This is a genomic window from Maribacter sp. ACAM166, assembly GCF_005771495.1.
Classification (GTDB): Bacteria; Bacteroidota; Bacteroidia; order Flavobacteriales; family Flavobacteriaceae; genus Maribacter.
The window spans coordinates 1-19077 of record NZ_VAUW01000056.1 but is presented as its reverse complement, the minus strand read 5'-3'; the positions used below and the strand labels follow the sequence as shown (position 1 = coordinate 19077).

The window sequence follows — 19077 nt, the reverse complement described above, 5'->3', positions numbered from 1 at the left end:
CTTTGGTAATTTCTTGGTGAATATTATCTCAGGCCTTATTGCATATAGCTTCTTGCCCAAGAAACCTAGCATCAAATATCAAACCGTTAAAACAAATCAACTAGTTATGTTTTAATCGAACTCAGGTTCTCAACTAAATTCTGAAAATGCCTTTTTGTCATTGCAACAATCCAAAGAACACTTCGAGGGCAGTGCCGCTATTTTAAAAGAGATTGAAGATGAGATTTACGCAGCACGATTAACATTTAACAATGATTCTATTAATTTCAGTAGACAACAACGACTTTGGAAACAAGGCATTGGTTCTAAGGCTGAATTTGATGCTAGAAAGTTGGCGTTTGAACTTTCGAAAAATCAACTAAAACTTCAGCATGTAAGATATGCCCGCACCAAATATGATTTGGAAACGAAAATGGTACAGGCTAAAAATCGCTATACAACCACAATAATAATGACAGATGACTATACGGTCAACAGTAAAATAAACGGAAGGGTATATGCTCTCGTTAAAGAACCTGGTGAACTTGTTAGTACAATGGAGCCTCTTGGCGCTATAGGTAGTGCAACTAATTTTATAATAGAAATGTTGATAGATGAGGTAGATATTATTAAGATACAGGTAGGCCAGCCAGCATTAATAACGTTAGATGCTTATCCTGCAGAAGTATTTATGGCCAAGGTCAGCAAAATATATCCGCAAAAGGATGCACAGTTACAAACCTTCAAGATTGAAGCACTTTTTACAGAACCACCTGTACTATTATACCCTGGACTGGCAGGGGAAGGAAATATTGTAATTGCAGAAAAAGAAAATGCCCTTACCATCCCCAGAACATATCTAATGGAAGGGAATACGATAGTAACAGAAACTGGTGTGGTTCAGGTTGAAGTGGGGCTCCAGAATTTAGATAGGGTAGAGATTGTATCTGGTATTACAGAGACTATGTTGCTTTTAAAACCAAAAGAATGATCAATTGGAAGGTCATATTGAATATTGCCAAAACACATCTGCTTACCAAGATGAAATCTACCATTACCGCGTCCTTAGGGGTTACCTTTGGTATAGGTGCATACATTACATTGATTAGCTTTATGACAGGTCTCAATACCATGTTAGACAGTCTTATATTAAACCAAACCCCACATATTCATTTGTACAATGAGATAGAGCCTACTGCAGAACAGCCAATTTCATTGTATCAAGGATTTGAAAATTCGGTTCATATAATAAGCTCTATCAAACCTAAACAGGGGCAGAAGAAAATTCATAATGCGCTTCCTATTCTTAACTATTTAAAAAAAAATGATAAAGTAAAAGGGGCTACGCCTCAGGTGCGAGCTCAGATATTTTATTTATCCGGATCTATTGAATTAGGGGGTAATTTGGTAGGGGTTGAGATTATGGAGGAAACCCGTTTGTCGAACATGCGGGATTATATTATCGACGGCACGCCTGAAGCATTAAAAAGCACGGACAACGGTATTTTGTTAGGTTCTGGTTTGGCAAGTAAAATGTCATTATCAGTAGGGGATAGAATTCAAATTAGCACAGTGCATGGAGCAATTTTTCCTCTAAAAATTGTAGGCATTTATCAAAGTGGAATAGCCGAAATTGATAATATTCAGAGCTTTTGCAATTTAAAGACCGTTCAGCGAATTTTAGGAGAAGCACAGAATTATGTGACCGATATCAACATCAAACTTAATGCTATTGAAGATGCCCCGGTATTCGCTCAATTGTTGGAGAAACAATTTACTGTGACCGCTACCGATATTAATGAGGCCAATGCGCAGTTTGAAACAGGCTCTAATATTCGTAATCTGATTACGTACGCAGTATCTATTACGTTACTTATTGTAGCCGGATTTGGTATTTATAATATTCTTAATATGCTCATTTATGAAAAAATGAAGGATATAGCCATCTTAAAGGCAACGGGTTTCTCAGGCAGAGATGTGCAGTTTATTTTTATGAGCCAAGCCATGATTATAGGTATTGTTGGAGGAATTTTGGGTTTGGTTTTAGGTTTTGTATTATCGGTTCTAATTGACGGAGTACCTTTTGAAACCGATGCACTGCCCACCATTACCACCTATCCGGTTAATTTTGATGCAGGTTACTATGCAATAGGAATTGTATTTGCCTTGATTTCAACCTTTATCGCCGGATGGCTTCCATCGAATAAAGCAAGACGCATAGACCCAGTGCGAATTATTAGAGGTACTTAAGAATAATGTAGATGGATATCTTACTTGAAGCAAAAAATATTAATAAACACTTTCTGAAACCTAAAGATTTCCATGTCTTAAAGGATATTTCGTTTGCTATTAAAAAAGGAGAGTTTGCCTCCATAATGGGGAAATCAGGTTCCGGTAAATCTACATTACTCTATATACTTTCTACTATGGATACTGATTATACCGGCGAATTACTTCTAAATAACGAATTAGTTACCGGTAGATTATCAAATGAGTTGTCACGTATTAGAAATGAGCACATTGGTTTTGTATTTCAATTCCATTACCTATTATCAGAATTCACTGTTTTGGAGAATGTAATGCTGCCTGCCAGAAAGCTGGCTCGAAAATCCGTTCAAGAAATAGAACATGATGCCATTCAAAAATTAAAAATGTTAGAAATCGAGCCTTTAGCGAAACAGAAAGCATCGCGTATTTCTGGTGGTGAAAAACAGCGTGTGGCCATTGCAAGAGCATTAATTAATAATCCATCCATACTTATGGGCGATGAACCAACAGGTAACTTGGATAGTTATAACGCTGATAATGTTTTTAATATTTTTAAGCGGTTAAAAGAGGAGGAAGGACTCTCACTTTTAATCGTTACCCATGATGGGGATTTTGCTAAACGGACCGATTATATTATACAAATGGAAGATGGCCGCATCGTAAATCAATAGACTGTGCTAGACTAGTAGAAGGTTAGTTTTATTTTGTCGAAATTTGAGTTGTAAAATTTCGTGAATTTTCACATCATAAAACAAGTGTTCAGGACTGGTTTTTATCATACCAAAACCGATACTTTAATAGTATCTTGTTGATTATCAAAAAAATAACAAATGGAAAAGTAGTTCCATTAAAAATTAAAATGCCATGTGGACATCCATTTTTATCGGTATTTATGTCCTAGTTGCTTTATCTATAGTGCTTTCCGTAATAGTTCACGGTGCAAAGCCTACCAAGAGTTTAGCGTGGATATTAACTATTTTTGCAATACCTATAGGCGGTATATTCTTGTATCTTTTAATAGGTAGGAATAGACGGAAACACAAACTTTTACAGCTAAAAAAAGATTTGTTCTTAAAATTGCCAAAACCTAATTCTCAGCAGGTCAATTCTTTTAATGGCAGGTATAAAAAATTGATTACTCTCACCTATAAGAATTCTCATTTTCCGCCAACTCCGGGTAATGAACTACAACTATTAAAGGATGGGAAAACTACGTTCAAAGCTATTTTTTATGCCTTGGAAAATGCTCGGACACAAATACACATTCAATATTATATTTTTGAAGAAGGTGAACTTGCCGATAGGTTATTGCGGTTGTTTGAACAGAAAATTGCTCAAGGCGTTACCGTACGAATGATTTATGACGGTATTGGAAGCTTTTCTTTGAGTAACTCCTATATAAAAAGTTTAACTACCATCGGAGTGGAAGTATGTTCTTTTCTTCCGTTTAAATTTGGACGATTTTTTTCATCCTTGAACTACAGAAACCACAGAAAAATTATTGTAGTAGATGGCGAAATTGCCTTTACCGGAGGCATCAATATTTCGGATAAATATCTAAAAGGAGAGGTAGGTTTAGGAAATTGGCATGATATGCATTTGGGTTTAAAGGGCCAGGCGGCCAATCATTTAGATCAAGTTTTTATGATGGATTGGTACTTGGTAAGCCAAAAATTGTTACAACCTTTGGTGCTTCCACCGGTAGAAATAAAGACCACTAGCTTAAGCGAACTAGTGCAAATTGTTGCAGGAGGGCCAGATGATGATTTTCCTGTACTGGAACAGACGTATTTTTCAATTATTAATAAGGCCAAAGAGTATCTTTATATCACAAACCCGTATATAATACCTGGCCAAGCTTTAATACAGGCACTACAAACAGCAGCATTAAGTGGTGTCGATGTACGGCTTTTAGTCTCTGAAAATGCCGATAACAGAATGGTTAGTTGGTCCGTTCATTCCTATTTTGAACTATTCCTGAAATCGGGAATCAAAATATTTCTTTTCCCTGATGGATTTTTACACAGTAAAATAATAGTGAGCGATGATGCTATCTCTACCATCGGTACAGCTAATTTAGATGATCGTAGTTTTGAGCAGAATTATGAGGTGAATGCTATTATGTATAATAAGAACTTTGCGAAACTCTTAAAGGAAGATTTTGAAAAAGACTGCAGCACTAGCAAACTTTTAACCCATGAAGGATTTATTAAACGACCTTGGTCAGAAAAATTAAAGGAAGGAATAGGTAAAGTATTGAGCCCACTGTTATAAGCTATTTTTTTTACTATTCGTTTAGGGAGTTTAAAAACACCAAATCTTGATCTTCCATAGCTACTACTACTAATTTTATATAATCAGCAATGGCCTTATCTATATTTTTGGGATCAGTGATGTCAATAATTCCTCTCCAAATCATGGCACGTTCTTTGCCTTCGCAAATGCAGTACAATGTGGTTTCTGCATGGTAGACTGTAAACTTCTCATAGTAATTTTCATCATAGTAAATACCTTGATGTTCTAGATAATCATCGTTGAAACGAGATTGGTGATCATCCCAACGTGAAATGGACTTTAAAAAATTTTCACGATCTTCTGATCCAGTTATTTTAGTAAGAAGTATAGCGTCAAAATCTTTATCTAAAAGGCTTTGTTCTACGGCATCTAACTCTTTTTCAGTTTTTCTAGAATTGGTAAGAGCCACATCGAACACGTCGATACTACGCATGGCTTCAATATTTCTATTCTCGAATTCATTCAGAAGTTCACTTTCGAAATATTCTCTAGTTTCAGCATTTTTAGCCATTCCTACCAGTAGTACTTTGTTGGCATTGAACAAAACAATGTCTGGGTTTTTCCAATTTTCCACTAAACTTATAGAAGAACAGCCCATAAATAGGATAATCGCCACTAGTACTAACTTTTTCATAGGATATGTATTTTTAATCTTAAACGGTTACAAGGTAGGTGATGTTACCTTCAATGAATATGATAAAAATCAGTACTTGAAAGATGCCCTAGAAACTACTATTTAGAGGAATAACTAGATTATAATTTCAAAAATTTCGTTGCGTTTAGGAATATGGCAGTTCCACCCTTTGCTGTCGCCTATTTTCACCTTAAAAGCATCTAAAGCACTAGGTTCACCATGTATAAGAAAAACGTTTTCTGGTACATTTTCAATAGCGCTTATCCAATCCAAAAGTCCGGCTTGATCTGCATGTGCGGACAGACTTTCAATACGATGTATACCTGCTTTTACCGGAATATATTTACCGAATATTTTGAGTTCATGGGCACCTTCCAGTAATTGTCTCCCTCTAGTACCTTCTGCTTGATAGCCCACTAAGAGTACGTTAGTACTTGGCTCATCAATCAATTGCTTAATATAGGTTAACACCCTACCACCGGTAACCATTCCACTTCCAGCTATGACAATTTTAGGTCTTGGGTCGTCTATTGTCTTCCATGTATCCGCATACGAAGTAATTATGGTAGCATGATTGGTCATGGTATCAAATTCTGTAGTTGACAATTTATGCCAATCTGGAAATTGCTTAAATACAGAAAGTACGTTATTACCCATTGGGCTATCTATAAAGATAGGGATATTAGGTATTTTATTCTTCTTGTAAAGTTCCCACAAAATAAGCATCAATAATTGTAGGCGCTCTACCGCAAAGGAAGGAATGATTAAAGCTCCCCTATTGTGAATTGTTTTTTTTATGAGGCTACTTAGAATTTCGGCGACGTCTTCTTCTGGATGCAATTTATTCCCATAGGTGCTTTCCAAGAAAAGATAATCTGCCCATTTTGGGCGTTCTGGTGGAGCAAGAAGTTTGTCATTAATTCGACCTACATCGCCAGAAAACACAAAAAGTTTACCGAATAGTTCAAGTTCAATAAAGGTCGATCCAATGATATGCCCGTTAGGTCGATACCTACATTTGATGTTTTTAGAAAGTTGGTTCCAACCATTCTTTTTGCATCCAGCAAATAATTTAATGGTGTCCTCCGCTTCTTTGATGGAATAAAAAGGCAATGCCGGTGTATGTTTGCTATACCCTTCTTCATTCGCTTTTTTTGCCTGTTCCTCTTGAATTTTGGCACTGTCCAAAAGAATAATTCGGGTAATGGCCAAGGTAGGCTCAGTAGCCATAATTTTTCCTCTAAAGCCTTCTTTTACCAATCTTGGGAGGTACCCTGTATGATCTAGGTGGCCATGTGTTAATAGAACAGCATCTATTTTAGAGGTGTCTATGGGTAGTGGTTCCCAATTTATAGTTCGTAATTCTTTAAGGCCTTGGAACATACCACAGTCTATCATGATATTTAGTTCAGGAGTTTCTAAATAGAACTTGGATCCGGTAACGGTTTCAGAGGCTCCTAAAAATTGAATTTTTATTTTTTTCATGCGATTATGAATTACAGAGTTGACCTAATTCTTTGGTGATTTTAGTTTTACGTTGTTGGGAAATATCCAAGTGATCTAGAAAAAACTTATCCTTTAAAAGTTGCCTACATAAAACAATATCCCTACTTAATAAAAACTTTTTTTCACGATTCGTTAACAGTGTAGAAACTGTAATAGGGTATAGGCCAAGCCTATCGATGCGATCTTTAAGTCCGTCGTTCTTTGGATAATCCCAACTTAAAAGGTAAAGATCTACGCATTGGCCATATTTAATGGCGTCTTCCGTGAATCGGGTGTTGGTCACGACCCAACCTTTGTCCAATCTTTGCACATTGTTAGTTTTAATATTCCATTGGGCTTTTACATCATTATATCTCGAATGGATGTACAGCGGTACTTTTACATTGCAATTGCGGCCTTCTTCATTATGAAACTTACATTCAATGATTGTTGAAATATCATTTTTTTCTGCTACCACATCAATTTCATGGGTTACACAGCTACCGTTTATAACTACTCCTACTTTTACGGAATACCCTGAATACTCTAAAATTGCAGCAACAAAACGTTCAAACGGGAAACCTGTTGGTCCTAATTCATAAATAGCTTTTTTTAATTTGTATTTCGAGGCAAAAATCGATTTTTTCCTCTTGAGCATAGAATAGGCCCTATTATAAATTTCATTGGTGGTTATACCCTCAAAAAGTTCATCATTTACCTTACGTATAATTTCTTCTACCAACTCATGATTTGCACCGCTGTGTTTTAATGAATTCCTAAGCTTATCCAATGAGAATTTCACTTTTTGTCCAGAAGACTTTATTATATCGATAGCTGTGTTCGTTCCCATTTTATTTTTTTAACGTAATATCTATTGGTGGAATTGGCAATAATTGCAATGTGGTAGAGGCTAAGTTCACTTTACCATTGGTATTCAGAATTGCTTGTACTATATGCTCAAAAAGGGTGTGCTTTGTATTTCTTCTACGTTTGTAGTCTGTTATATATCTTAAGTTCAGCTGTATCCAATTATCCGTTAGGTTGATGGCCATTGTTGGTTCTAAAGTTGCATTTTCAATGTAGTATCGTTCTACCATCTCTTTCCATTTGACTTTGGATTTTTCGGTATACTCAGATAAAAGTTCAATAGCACTATTGAGTACTATTTTTTTTGCCAATGTGGTATCTGAACCATAGGTGATAAGAATATTCAATTCATCCCAAACGAAAGGAAAGTCCATAGAGTAATTTTTAATTGGACCTTTAAAAACAAAAGCATTGCTAATCTTTACAATCCTACCAGAATAATTGTCACTACTTACCCATTCACCCATCTCCATGATTGTGGTGTAAATACTATCGATATCTATAACATCACCTTTTATATTATTTATTTCAATACGGTCACCTGGTTTATATACTCGAACAAAAAATATATAAAAAGAACCTGCTATACTAAGTATTAATTCTTGTAGGGTAAAGGTGATGCCTGCAGTAAACAGACCTATTATAATGGTATAGTCTTTAAAACTATCGACAGTAACTGCCATAAGAATTAAAAAAATAATCAGTACGTACCCAATAACCTCTATACCTTTTTGAGCTTTATATCTAACGGATATATTTTCTATCCTTTTTTTAAGTATTTTCCGTATAAAGCCAATAGATAGGATGATAAATAAGATCCACATGACTAATTTAGCCAGCTTAACGACCATTGGATTCTCAAATAAATCTAAAACTGTATCCATATGTATATTTTAAAAAACCGCCAAAGAAATCATTTCCCTGACGGTCTTATTTTTAGACAATGACCAACTAACTAATTATGTCTAAAAAAATCTCTTACAAAGGCCTTAATCTGGTTTTCGGTCATACTATCTGCTTTTTTAACTACCAGTAGTTTTCCGAACAAGGGCTTGTACTGTTCCATTAATTCCTTTTTGAATTTTTCACTGGTATCCGCTGGTCCAAAAAGCATGAATTCATCACAATTTAAAATTGCATCTGCAATGGTTTTAAAGTAGTTTTTGAACTGATGTTTTTCCTTTTCTAAATATTTTTTTTCATGGATTACATCTTGTGTAACACCAGATTTTATGCGAGAACCTCCGGTACCTGTTCTATTAAAGAATTCAATCTCAGAATGTATTGTATCAACCGTTTCTCCATTTGGGGCTACCCTTACGATAATAGCCTTTTTACTATCAATCCATATTCCTACCTTTTTCATAATATTTTTCTTTAGGTTATACTATTAATGTAATGCTAGAATAGGTGTTGTTGCATCGTACCCAATTTCTTTTACAAGTGGTCTTGAAAACACATTGCCAAAAAAGAAATGTTTACGATTAATAAATGCGATTAAATCACTATTCCTACTCTCCACAAAAGTTTGAATTCCCTTTCCTAAGTCGCTTTCAGTTAGGGTATGAAAATCATGCGCTACGTCACTTAAGATGTCGTGTAGTAATTTCTGATTACTCAATTGAGTTTCAGAAAGTTCCTTTTTCTTATTAAGATGCAAAACAGCAATGTTCGCTTGGTGCATCTTTCCAATTTCAATAAGATAATTGAGTTCACTTCTTTTGAATGTGTCCTTGTAATCTGTAGGGAATACAATTTCTTTTGGTGGCGAGAAACGTATATTTTCAGGAATGGCCAATACAGGACATTCTCTAATTTTTTCCATAGCCATTACAGTGTTGCTTCCCAGTAGAATACCTTTTGCTCCTGTAGCACCTTTAGTACCCATAACTAATAATTCAATATCTTTTTCGGCTATTATTTTTTTGATTGCTTCAGATAGATAACTATTGCTAGATGTTGTATGATACTTATGTTTTGGATTATCATTGTGCAACTCTAAGGAATCGAGTAATTTTTTGAATTTCTTTTCGCAATCTGCTATTGCAAGCTCAAATAGCGCACTACCTTCTTCTGGTATGATCAGACTGTTATTTGTATATTTTTCAAAACTAAATACATGTATGAAATAAAAATCACAATTTAATTTGGCATACAAATCAACGGTATAACGAACGGCATTCAAGGCATTTTTCGAAAAATCCGTAGGGATTAAAATCCGTTTGTTCATCGTTATATTGTTTAGAAAGTTTCTTAAAAGTAAATGTCAAACTGAACAAGAACTATGATATATATCAGTCTTGTATAGGTAGAATTAAAAATGGAATTTTTGCATAAATACTTAAATCCATAATCACTGGTTCGTATATAAGACGTTCAAAAAAGTTTCTTCTGTGATACGACATAGAGAACATTTTAATTTTGTTTTCGGTTAAATAGTCTTGAATGACATTTGCCTTATCGGCATAATTCAATATAGCATCAAAACGATGTGGTTTACTTGCGAGACAAATTTTCAATAATTTTTTGTTTGCTTCTTGTTTTGTAGTCATTATCTCTCCGTCATTAATATGCAATATTCTAATAGCAGCGTTAGAAATAGAAGCAAGGGTTAATAACATAACCAAGGTTTTACGGGTACACCCTTTCTTGAAATCGGTTACAAATGCAATTTCATCTAATGGTGTATATGCAATTTCTCTTGGGATAGCCAGTATTGGACACTGCATAATGGAATTTGCAACCTTTAGCGTATTACTTCCCATAAATAGTTCTTTTGCGCCCGTTTTACCTTTGTTGCCCATGACGATTAAGTCTATTTCAAGATTGTCTAAGGTGTGGGAAATAGCGCTAGCTATTGTTCCTTTACTCGATATCGTGTTGTACGTGTGTAACTTATTACTGGTATCAAGAACAATTTTATGAACTGTCTCGGTGAGATTCTCTTGAGATGTTATTCGCAAACGTGTCAACTCCTCTTTACCTAAAAAAAAAATATTTTTGGTATTAGTTGATGATGTGAAATCATCATAAATATGTATGATATGAAAGGTACACGGTTTTGAGGCCAATATTTGTGTAGCGTAAAAAAGCGCATTATAGGCTTCGTTAGAAAAATCTGTTGCTACAAGTATGTTTTTAATTTCCATTTTTTACGATTGTGGTATTACCATAAAGGGAACGGTAACATGAAACCCTATTTTTTTAATGACAGGCTCTATGAAAAGACGTTCAAAAAAGTTGTGTTTGTTCTGTACCATCACCAATAGATTCACTTTTTGCTTTAACTGAAAGGCATTGATAGCGGCAATAACATCATTACTACCGACTTCGTGAAAAAGTACTTGGTTGTCAAATAGCAGATCGAAATTTTTCTTATTTTTCAATTGATTCGGTTCAAGTTCCAACTCAGTAAATACATGCATTACATTTAGTTGTGATATATGTGTTTTTATGATTTTTGAGAGAATGGAAATATCCTTTTTGTCAAGGTGAACTTCAAAATCTGATGGAAAAAGGATTTGTTCCGGTGCTTCATATTCAAAGACAGAAGGAATCGCCAGCACAGGACATTTAGCGTTTTTAATGATGTGTACCGTATTTGTGCCAAATAAAATTTCCTCTGCACCTGTTGCGCCATGCGTTCCCATGATAATTAATTCTATACGTTCCGCTTCAACGGTTCGTGAGACCTCACTTGAAAGTACATTGAAAGCAGAATGGGTAATATAGGTGTGTAATGGATTTTCAAATTCTTCCATTAATTCATTTTTTAAGCTCTCAAGATTATTCATAGAATTCTCTTTAACAATGTCTCCAAGACCAATTTGTGCAGGACTACCCATAAGGTACTCTGTATGATAAACAGGTGGCATATAGGTGTTCATGAGATAAAAGGTACATTTCATGTCCTTAAATAGTCTAAGTCCATAATGTATAGCTGTCAAGGAATTTTTCGAAAAATCTGTAGGTAATAAAATACGTGTCATAGTTGTAGTATTAAGAGGAATAAAATTACGTACAGTTACTTTTAAAAACCATGATATCGGTCAGTCAGCAAAGTCTTTGATTTCCTTATTTTTAAGTTTCAATAGAATTCAATGAAAAAGAAGTTTATAAATAGTGTGGATTCTGAACTGCCTGTGTTGGTCAATTTTTATGCAACATGGTGCACGTCATGTAAATTTTTGGTCCCAATACTTCAACAGGTATTAACTGAAATGGGCAATAATTTAGAACTGATAGAAATAGATGTTGAGGAACAACCTTCTTTGGCGAAGAAATATAAGGTTCGCACGATGCCCACTCTTTTTATCTTTAAAAATAAAGAGCCACTTTGGAGACATTCTGGTATGATAGAAAAAGCAGTGCTTAAAGCCGCAATAAATGAATATTCCTAGGGTAGCTATTTTTTTTGACTACTTAAAGATTGGTTCATATATTATTCATGTATCACCATAAAAGGGATTTTAGTATGATAGCTGATTTTTTCTACGGTGGGTCTAAATAAAATGCGTTCCAAGAAATTAAGATTTTTCGCTACCATAACCAACATATCAAGATTTCTACTCTCTGTAAAACATTGAATGGACTCATCAATTTTCTTTCCTGTAACCAGGTGAAAGGAACATTCCATATCCTTAAAATAATCAAGTAAATGAGTTTTGTTTTTCAATTGTAGTGCACTCATTTCTTCCCCTTTTACGGAAATATATAGAAACCGGAATGTAGATTTCTTCATTAAAAATATATCTTTTATCGTATCTAGAACCTTTAATTGATGTTTTAATTGAAAATCAGAAGGGAACCCTATTTCTTGAATTCTATGATATGATGCTTGTTCCGGCACTGCTAAAACAGTGCAAGGTACTTTTGTAATGACATTACCCGTATTACTACCTATTGAAACTGCCTTTAGTCCGGTTGAACCTTTAGTACCCATAATGATTAAGTCAATTTCTTTTTCTTGAACCTCGCTTTTTAAATGGTCGGTCAAGAAACCATATAAAGCCAAGGTTCTGAACTCATGTTTTGGGTTCAAAGGTAATCGCTCGATTTTTTTTACTACTTGTTCGAGTTTCTCATTACTTTCTGCTAATATAGTTTCTTCTAAAATCTCAGGAGAAACATACATAGCAGCTTCGCCACTAGCATTGGTATTAATAGAATTTACATGTACAATATGAAAAACGCAATGCGTCTTTTTGAAAAATGAAATTCCATAGGATAGGGCATTCCATGCATTTTGCGAAAAATCAGTGGGTATAAGTATATTTTTCATGATGGCAATTATGAATTAATTGAAATAAGGTTTACAGTTTACTGTGGTAAGAATAGAACCGGTATATGAGAATGAAAGGCTACCTTTTTAACAATGGCCTCCCCAATAACTTTTTCCCAGAATGTATGTTGATGACGTATGATTCCAAGTATAGAAGAATCCTTATTGGCTACATAATTTTCTAGACTATGGGAAATACTGATTTCAAACGGAATGTCCTTAAAATGGTAATCCAATCCCGCTAGTCTCTGCTTCAGTACGGTTTTGTTGGATTTTTGATCATCATTCAAATTAAATTCAATTGCAACATGAACAATTTCAATTTGTGCTTTCCAAATACTGGCAAGTTCTATTGTTTGTTCAAGTTCATTTTTTTTATAAGGTTTAGTAAAATCCGTAGAAAATATGATGGTTTTTAGTTTTTGAAAGTTAAAACCAGCAGGTATGGCAAAAATTGGAATATCCTTTATAATTTTTAGAATTTTCACGGTATTACTGCCCAAGAAAACCTCTTTGGCACCTGTAGCGCCTTGCGTACCCATTATGAGAATATCGATATCCTTTTCGGCTACAATACTTTTAACAGCTTCTACCAATGTTTCCGGTTTTGAAATGCTAGTAAATTTATGGTCAGGATTTAAGTGGTTAATTTCTAGGTATGTTAGAATTTCTTGTAGTTCTTGTTCAGAATATGTTGAAAGAGAATCGTAAATGACACCAAGTCGTTGTTGACTTTTTGGTCCTAATAAGTTTAATGCATTAGGTTCGTAGGCATGCAGTATGTGAAAATGACATTCCACGTTAGCGTAAACTTTTAATGCCGTGAAAATTGCATTCCAAGCATTTTCTGAAAAGTCTGTTGTTATCAGTATTTTTTTCATTGGTTTTTTTTAAGATTATCGAGATAAGTTTTGCATTACCAAGAAAGGCACTATAGGCGTTAGTCCTATTTCATCAATAGTTGATTTGTATAGCATATCCTCTAGAAATGAATGTCTTGAATTGACCATGACCAAGAGGTCAATATCATGTGTGGAAATGTACTCTGTTATGGCCACGGCTTTGTTTTTTACGGCTGTCCGTATAAATGATACCATGCCATTCGGCAAGGATTCTTCCAAAAATTTCTTATTGTCTAATTGCCTATGACTCAAATCTTCAAAATCAGAAATATAAAGAGTTTGAATTTGAGATTTAAATTGGGCCGCAAGAATATCCAGAAGTTTTAATTCCCTACGTTTATAGGGTAGCATAAAGGCTGTTGGGAAAAGAATTTTCTTAGGTTGTCTATATTCGAAATTATCTGGTATTGCAAGAACTGGGCAGTTTACATATTTGAAAACTTGAACGGTATGGCTGCCAAAAGAGATTTTTTTATCTGCAGTCTTGCCTTTGGTGCCCATAATTATAAGGTCAATATTCTTTTCATTTACAAAATCGTTGATTCCATCTACCAAAGAGTCAAAAGAAGTAATAGATTCGAACTGATGTTTTGGATTGTGTTTTTTCTCAATAATTTCACCCACCATTTTATCCAATAAATTTTGCGAAGCTTTTTTAATGACTTCTTTTTGGCTTAAAAAAGAGGTGTTATCTACCATTTTAAATGGACCATATACTTGATCTGCATAGGCATGCAATAAGTAAAAGTTGGTACGCTCACATTTGAATAAATTTAGCGCATAGGATAATGCATGCGCCGCATTGCTCGAAAAATCGGTAGGAATAAGTATGTTTTTCATAGACTCTCTTTTTTATAACCGTCTAAAAGTATTAGAGGTTAAAAAGAAAACCTATGATAATTATCATGGCACCAGAATCAAACTAGTAAAACAAGGAAGGGTTACGTGATGTATTTAAGAGCCATTAATTCTTTAACACGAATGTTTCTGCCCTCAATCTCGATAAGTCCTTCTTTTTTAAAACTAGATAAGGTTCTTATCAAACTTTCAGTGGCAATACCGGCAACACTGGCTAAGTCGGCTCTGGATATCTTAATACATTCAGAAGCATCTTTATTCATTATTTGTGCAAATTGTAAAAGAGTTTGAGCTGTCTTTTTACGAACAGAGCTATAGGCCATTTGTAAAAGTTGATGCTTTATATCTGAAATATTATCAGAAAGAAGGGACATCAGCTCTAAGGGAATAATATGGTTTTCTGCCACTATTTGATGTAATTGTTCTTTGGGTACTGATGCTAGTTCTACATATTCTAAAGCAGTGGCCGATTCTGGATATACCACATCATTCATTAAAGAAGTAAAACCTAAAAAATTATCTGCATGATATAAAGAAGTAATAAGTTCTTTACCATCTTGATCCATGGTATGGCATTTAACGACTCCTTTTAAAATAAGATATACACTCGTAGACCTTGCTCCTTCTTCATAAATAGCATCACCTTCGGTCACTTTTATAATTTCGCCGTTATCGTCAAAATAATTTTTTAGTTGATGCAGATTACCTATTTCCTCTGAATTTCTAGAGGCCTCTTTTTTTTTTGTTGAGATTTGCTGTAGAAGTTTCGCTTTGGCCAACCTACTCTCAATCGCACTTATTAAATCTTCTTCTTCAAAAGGTTTAGTTAAATAATCGTCTGCACCTAAGTCCATGCCTTTTCTTACGGATTTATGCTCTGTGATTGCAGAAAGAAAAATAAAGGGAATGTTTTTAGTTAGCTCGTTGGCAGACAATTCTTTTAATACACCGTACCCATCAACTTCTGGCATCATAATATCACAGATGATAACATCAGGGCTATTTTCTTTTGCAGTGGCAATTCCTACTTTACCATTAGGTGCAGTAAGTACGTTGTAATTGGAAAGCTCTAGTAACTCTGCTGTATTTTCTCGCAGGGCACGATCGTCTTCTATAAGTAAAATAGTTTTCATCATTTTATTTTTTTTGACGCTTTTGAGATTCGTATTGTAAATGTGGAACCTACATTTTCTTGACTTTCAAAAGTAAGTGTGGCTCCTAAATTCTCAAGATGCTGTTTGGCTATATTTAGACCAATACCGGTACCTTGTAATAAAATGGCGTTTTCTGCCCTAAAATAGCGGTCGAAGATATGTTTCTGCTGCGGAGCAGGAATACCTATACCTTGATCGATAACCTCAAGTACAAAGAAATCTCGATCCTCGGTAAAGATAATTTGTATGGTTGAATCCTCTGGTGAATATTTTATGGCGTTTTGCAATAAGTTAGAGAGTGCCAATGCCAATGTTTTTTCATCAAATGTTATAAGAACTTCATCTACATTATCGGGGTATCGTATATGCTGACCAGTTTTTAATAACATATTGGCATCATATACCACCTCATTGACCAATCTACTTAATGGAAATTCTGCTGCGTCATAATTTACATTACCTGACTCTAAACGTTCAACAGAAAGAAAATCGTTAAGTATTGTATCTAGTTGTCTAACTTTTGATTTAATAGTAATTACATGCTTATCTCGTTTTTCCTGCTGACCCGTTTCTTTATATTTTGAAAGTAAGGTTACAGAGGTAAGTATGCTGCTAAGTGGGGTTTTGAATTCATGCGATACTAACGATAAAAACCTCGTTTTAAGTTCATTGAGTTCTTTTTCCTTTACAAGTGCATCTGTTAATTGTTTCGTTCGTTCTTGAACGGTAAGTTCTAGATTTTGAGTGTAATTTTTTCGGTCTGTAATGTCGGTCACAAGTGCCATTACATAGGTATTACCATACAGGGTAAAAGGATTTAGACCAGCTTCTACAGGAAATTCCTCCCCATTTTTTCGAAGACCACTTAAATCACGACCATTACCCATTTTTCTTTTCTCACTCTTTTCCATAAAATGGGAAAAGTGGTCGGTATGTTTATGATGAAATCTTTTAGGGATGATACAATCTAAAGATTTTCCTATAAGTTCTTCTTTGTCATAACCAAACATTTCCTCTGCAGATGAATTGGTTGCTACAATTTCTTGTTGCGTGTTAACAACAATAATTCCCTCAGAAATACCTTCGGACAAAAGATTGAAAATGTTACTATTTTTTTCAAAAACATTCATTTTTAAATATAATCTTTAACTGATTAATATCATAGAAAAGCAGATATTATAACGCTAATTTTTCTGATTATTAATCGCAAAATTTGAGGTATGTTGAATAAACAGAAATTCGGAATAGAACTTTACGAAAATTTAGGAAAATTGTTTTATGCCATGGCCAGTATAGATGGCACGGTGCATACAAAGGAAATTGACCATTTACGGTCGTATATACGCAGTTATTGGTTAGCGGTAGATAGCATTGAAGATGAATATGGTTCAGACGCCGCATTCAGAATCGAGACTACATTTGATTGGTCATTAGAATATGAAAAAGGGGCCGAAGATAGTTTCAAACAGTTTAAAGAATTCTATAAAGAGCATAATAAGATATTCACCCCAGCAGTAAAAAGATTGGTATTGGATACTGCAAATGCCATGGCAAACGCATATGCAGGAAAAAATAAGGCAGAGTTGATACTTCTTTCAAAAATTGAAATCCTGTTTCGATAATCGTTCATTTAATACTCTTATGGTGTTTAAAGACCATACTACTTTCTAATAAAAACATTTAACTTGATTTAAGTGTACTGACATTGGTCATAGTATTCCCAAGTATTCCATCCTAACTTTAGCTTGACATTTAAAAATAAAGTTATGAGAAATACGATGATTTTATGGGTAGTAATGCTACTGATTGCTTTACCGATAAACGCACAAAGTTTAGAGAATATTGATGAAATCGCACCATATAGTGAAGGTCTGGCTGCCGTTCGTAAAGGGAGTCAATGGGGTTTTATAAATGAGGAAGGAACATTAGTAATTGATTTCAGGGATGATGTGTATTCGAGTCAAAATGCAGATGCATCCAAATCTGATATTTCCGGTATAGGGTATCCTATGTTTAATGAAGGACTATGTGTAATCACAGAAACCATTGAAGATGGTGTACCTGTATTTGGGTTTATAGACACTACTGGAGCCGTGGTATTTGAGCCACAATTCCTAAATATTTATCCGTTCCATAATGGTTATACCACAGGTGTACTGTTTGATAAAACCTTTAAGGGTAAAAATGAATTCCAACTTAAAATTTACGACTATAAGTTTTTTGATGTAATGCTCAACACTTCTGGAAAAGTAACTGACTATTTTGAGAGAAGAGATTATATTCTATTGACCTTAAAGCGATATGAAATGCCAGAAATTAGAGCTAAAGTATTACATGTTGGGGTAGTTGCTATCTATAATCCTGAACAAGGATGGAAAATTAAAAAAGTACAAACAAAAAATTAATACTAATGGGAAGATTAAAAGATAAAGTTGCCATCATTACTGGTGGTATGGGAGGCATCGGTCTTGCTACGGCAGCATTGTTTATGAATGAAGGGGCGAAAGTAGTACTGGTAGATAGTAATAAAGCGGCAATTGAGAAGTCAAAAGCTGAATTGCAAGATAAAAGCCTCTCTTTTTGTCATGCGGATGTATCTAAAAAAGAAGATACCATTAAGTTTTTGAACCATACTCTAGAAGCCTTCGGGAAAATTGATATATTTTTCGCCAATGCGGGTATTGAAGGAGTTTCCAAGTCGATTGAAGAATATCCAGAATTAGTTTTTGACCAAGTGATTGCAGTGAACTTAAAAGGCGTTTGGCTCGGCTGTCAATATATAATTCCAAAAATGGAGCAAGGTGGCAGTGTTATCATAACTTCTTCAGTGGCAGGTCTTAAAGGCTTTCCAGGATTAGGGGCTTATGTGGCTACAAAGCATGCTGTTGTTGGAATAATGAAGGTTGCTGCTGCAGAAAATGCATCACGCAAGATTCGAGTGAATACGATTCATCCTGGTCCGGTCGATAATGAAATGATGCGTAGGATAGAAACGGATATGTCCCCTGATAGTCCAACCGAAGTGATGAAAGGCTTTGAGGCTGCAGTACCACTTGGTCGTTATGCAACATCAAAAGAAGTTGGAGAAATGACCCTGTTTTTGGCTTCTGATGAAAGTAAGTACATTACCGGTTGCACCCACTTGGTGGACGGTGGAATGTTAAATGTATAAGTGATAGTTATTTATAGAATTGTTGAATTGAATAATTTAGCTGTAATCATCAACGTATAAACCTGAGTTCGATTAATAATATTTGATTATTATGCAACAAAAAAGATAGATTTTCAGTAAATTAAAGTGTTGAAATTCAATTCATTAATCTAAAAATCTATCTATGGTAATCTACTCTAAAG

Annotated in this window: 21 protein-coding genes; 8 read left to right on the top strand and 13 right to left on the bottom strand. The window is 34.6% G+C overall.

The window, feature by feature from the left end:
• The first annotated feature begins 154 nt into the window (after positions 1–154).
• From ES765_RS20150 to cls, 4 genes are all read left to right on the top strand, one after another.
• Complete coding sequence (locus tag ES765_RS20150) at positions 155–970, top strand: efflux RND transporter periplasmic adaptor subunit (RefSeq protein WP_138116143.1); 816 nt, start codon at positions 155–157, stop codon at positions 968–970.
• Positions 967–2229: an ABC transporter permease gene (locus ES765_RS20145; protein ID WP_138116141.1), complete on the top strand. Its 1263-nt coding sequence runs from the start codon at positions 967–969 to the stop codon at positions 2227–2229. The genes ES765_RS20150 and ES765_RS20145 overlap by 4 nt, the downstream gene beginning before the upstream one ends.
• A gap of 11 nt (positions 2230–2240) precedes the next feature.
• Positions 2241–2918, top strand: a complete 678-nt coding sequence (locus tag ES765_RS20140) for an ABC transporter ATP-binding protein (RefSeq protein WP_138116139.1) — start codon at positions 2241–2243, stop codon at positions 2916–2918.
• 193 nt (positions 2919–3111) lie between these two features.
• Positions 3112–4521: a cardiolipin synthase gene (gene cls / locus ES765_RS20135; protein ID WP_138116137.1), complete on the top strand. Its 1410-nt coding sequence runs from the start codon at positions 3112–3114 to the stop codon at positions 4519–4521.
• Between the two features lie 13 nt (positions 4522–4534).
• Here cls and ES765_RS20130 read toward each other — a convergent pair whose 3' ends face one another.
• The 8 genes from ES765_RS20130 to ES765_RS20095 all read right to left on the bottom strand — a co-directional run bounded on the left by ES765_RS20130 (position 4535) and on the right by ES765_RS20095 (position 11517).
• Positions 4535–5176, bottom strand: a complete 642-nt coding sequence (locus tag ES765_RS20130; RefSeq protein WP_138116135.1) for a hypothetical protein — start codon at positions 5174–5176, stop codon at positions 4535–4537.
• Between the two features lie 114 nt (positions 5177–5290).
• A complete protein-coding gene (locus ES765_RS20125) occupies positions 5291–6661 on the bottom strand; it encodes an MBL fold metallo-hydrolase RNA specificity domain-containing protein (RefSeq protein ID WP_138116133.1) in 1371 nt (456 codons plus the stop codon).
• Positions 6662–6665: 4 nt separating this feature from the next.
• Positions 6666–7511, bottom strand: a complete 846-nt coding sequence (locus ES765_RS20120) for an ATP cone domain-containing protein (protein ID WP_138116131.1) — start codon at positions 7509–7511, stop codon at positions 6666–6668.
• A 1-nt stretch (position 7512) separates the two neighbouring features.
• Entirely contained in the window at positions 7513–8412 is a 900-nt protein-coding gene (locus tag ES765_RS20115; protein WP_138116129.1) for a mechanosensitive ion channel family protein, read from the bottom strand.
• A gap of 71 nt (positions 8413–8483) precedes the next feature.
• Positions 8484–8894, bottom strand: coding sequence for a hypothetical protein (locus tag ES765_RS20110; protein ID WP_138116127.1), 411 nt, complete (start codon positions 8892–8894; stop codon positions 8484–8486).
• Positions 8895–8918: 24 nt separating this feature from the next.
• Positions 8919–9758 carry a universal stress protein gene (locus ES765_RS20105; protein WP_138116125.1) on the bottom strand — a complete coding sequence of 280 codons (840 nt, stop codon included), beginning with the start codon at positions 9756–9758 and terminating at the stop codon, positions 8919–8921.
• A gap of 64 nt (positions 9759–9822) precedes the next feature.
• Complete coding sequence (locus tag ES765_RS20100; RefSeq protein ID WP_138116124.1) at positions 9823–10677, bottom strand: universal stress protein; 855 nt, start codon at positions 10675–10677, stop codon at positions 9823–9825.
• A gap of 3 nt (positions 10678–10680) precedes the next feature.
• Positions 10681–11517, bottom strand: a complete 837-nt coding sequence (locus ES765_RS20095; protein ID WP_138116123.1) for a universal stress protein — start codon at positions 11515–11517, stop codon at positions 10681–10683.
• Between the two features lie 111 nt (positions 11518–11628).
• Here ES765_RS20095 and ES765_RS20090 point away from each other — a divergent pair, with 111 nt between their 5' ends.
• Positions 11629–11928: a thioredoxin family protein gene (locus ES765_RS20090; protein ID WP_138116122.1), complete on the top strand. Its 300-nt coding sequence runs from the start codon at positions 11629–11631 to the stop codon at positions 11926–11928.
• 41 nt (positions 11929–11969) lie between these two features.
• Here the strand turns inward: ES765_RS20090 and ES765_RS20085 are convergent, their stop codons facing one another.
• The 5 genes from ES765_RS20085 to ES765_RS20065 form a co-directional block, all read right to left on the bottom strand.
• Entirely contained in the window at positions 11970–12809 is an 840-nt protein-coding gene (locus tag ES765_RS20085) for a universal stress protein (RefSeq protein ID WP_138116121.1), read from the bottom strand.
• 38 nt (positions 12810–12847) lie between these two features.
• Positions 12848–13690, bottom strand: coding sequence for a universal stress protein (locus tag ES765_RS20080; protein ID WP_138116120.1), 843 nt, complete (start codon positions 13688–13690; stop codon positions 12848–12850).
• 15 nt (positions 13691–13705) lie between these two features.
• A complete protein-coding gene (locus ES765_RS20075) occupies positions 13706–14551 on the bottom strand; it encodes a universal stress protein (protein ID WP_138116119.1) in 846 nt (281 codons plus the stop codon).
• Between the two features lie 101 nt (positions 14552–14652).
• Positions 14653–15702, bottom strand: a complete 1050-nt coding sequence (locus ES765_RS20070; RefSeq protein ID WP_138116145.1) for a response regulator — start codon at positions 15700–15702, stop codon at positions 14653–14655.
• Positions 15702–16853, bottom strand: a complete 1152-nt coding sequence (locus tag ES765_RS20065; RefSeq protein ID WP_138116118.1) for a PAS domain-containing sensor histidine kinase — start codon at positions 16851–16853, stop codon at positions 15702–15704. The genes ES765_RS20070 and ES765_RS20065 overlap by 1 nt, the downstream gene beginning before the upstream one ends.
• A gap of 90 nt (positions 16854–16943) precedes the next feature.
• On the opposite strand from ES765_RS20065, the gene ES765_RS20060 reads away from it, so the two are divergent.
• The 3 genes from ES765_RS20060 to ES765_RS20050 all read left to right on the top strand — a co-directional run bounded on the left by ES765_RS20060 (position 16944) and on the right by ES765_RS20050 (position 18895).
• A complete protein-coding gene (locus ES765_RS20060) occupies positions 16944–17345 on the top strand; it encodes a hypothetical protein (protein WP_138116117.1) in 402 nt (133 codons plus the stop codon).
• Positions 17346–17489: 144 nt separating this feature from the next.
• Positions 17490–18128 carry a WG repeat-containing protein gene (locus ES765_RS20055; protein WP_138116116.1) on the top strand — a complete coding sequence of 213 codons (639 nt, stop codon included), beginning with the start codon at positions 17490–17492 and terminating at the stop codon, positions 18126–18128.
• Between the two features lie 5 nt (positions 18129–18133).
• Positions 18134–18895 (top strand): SDR family NAD(P)-dependent oxidoreductase, encoded by a 762-nt coding sequence (locus ES765_RS20050; RefSeq protein ID WP_138116115.1) that lies wholly within the window; start codon positions 18134–18136, stop codon positions 18893–18895.
• Positions 18896–19077 lie beyond the last annotated feature (182 nt).

Bases quoted from the DNA above. Each gene is read 5' to 3' on its own strand.
- ES765_RS20145 (WP_138116141.1), top strand. From the start codon at position 967: ATGATCAATTGGAAGGTCATATTGAATATTGCCAAAACACATCTGCTT.
- ES765_RS20140 (WP_138116139.1), top strand. From the start codon at position 2,241: ATGGATATCTTACTTGAAGCAAAAAATATTAATAAACACTTTCTGAAA.
- cls (WP_138116137.1), top strand. From the start codon at position 3,112: ATGTGGACATCCATTTTTATCGGTATTTATGTCCTAGTTGCTTTATCT.
- ES765_RS20130 (WP_138116135.1), bottom strand. From the start codon at position 5,176: ATGAAAAAGTTAGTACTAGTGGCGATTATCCTATTTATGGGCTGTTCT.
- ES765_RS20125 (WP_138116133.1), bottom strand. From the start codon at position 6,661: ATGAAAAAAATAAAAATTCAATTTTTAGGAGCCTCTGAAACCGTTACC.
- ES765_RS20120 (WP_138116131.1), bottom strand. From the start codon at position 7,511: ATGGGAACGAACACAGCTATCGATATAATAAAGTCTTCTGGACAAAAA.
- ES765_RS20115 (WP_138116129.1), bottom strand. From the start codon at position 8,412: ATGGATACAGTTTTAGATTTATTTGAGAATCCAATGGTCGTTAAGCTG.
- ES765_RS20110 (WP_138116127.1), bottom strand. From the start codon at position 8,894: ATGAAAAAGGTAGGAATATGGATTGATAGTAAAAAGGCTATTATCGTA.
- ES765_RS20105 (WP_138116125.1), bottom strand. From the start codon at position 9,758: ATGAACAAACGGATTTTAATCCCTACGGATTTTTCGAAAAATGCCTTG.
- ES765_RS20100 (WP_138116124.1), bottom strand. From the start codon at position 10,677: ATGGAAATTAAAAACATACTTGTAGCAACAGATTTTTCTAACGAAGCC.
- ES765_RS20095 (WP_138116123.1), bottom strand. From the start codon at position 11,517: ATGACACGTATTTTATTACCTACAGATTTTTCGAAAAATTCCTTGACA.
- ES765_RS20090 (WP_138116122.1), top strand. From the start codon at position 11,629: ATGAAAAAGAAGTTTATAAATAGTGTGGATTCTGAACTGCCTGTGTTG.
- ES765_RS20085 (WP_138116121.1), bottom strand. From the start codon at position 12,809: ATGAAAAATATACTTATACCCACTGATTTTTCGCAAAATGCATGGAAT.
- ES765_RS20080 (WP_138116120.1), bottom strand. From the start codon at position 13,690: ATGAAAAAAATACTGATAACAACAGACTTTTCAGAAAATGCTTGGAAT.
- ES765_RS20075 (WP_138116119.1), bottom strand. From the start codon at position 14,551: ATGAAAAACATACTTATTCCTACCGATTTTTCGAGCAATGCGGCGCAT.
- ES765_RS20070 (WP_138116145.1), bottom strand. From the start codon at position 15,702: ATGAAAACTATTTTACTTATAGAAGACGATCGTGCCCTGCGAGAAAAT.
- ES765_RS20065 (WP_138116118.1), bottom strand. From the start codon at position 16,853: ATGAATGTTTTTGAAAAAAATAGTAACATTTTCAATCTTTTGTCCGAA.
- ES765_RS20060 (WP_138116117.1), top strand. From the start codon at position 16,944: ATGTTGAATAAACAGAAATTCGGAATAGAACTTTACGAAAATTTAGGA.
- ES765_RS20055 (WP_138116116.1), top strand. From the start codon at position 17,490: ATGAGAAATACGATGATTTTATGGGTAGTAATGCTACTGATTGCTTTA.
- ES765_RS20050 (WP_138116115.1), top strand. From the start codon at position 18,134: ATGGGAAGATTAAAAGATAAAGTTGCCATCATTACTGGTGGTATGGGA.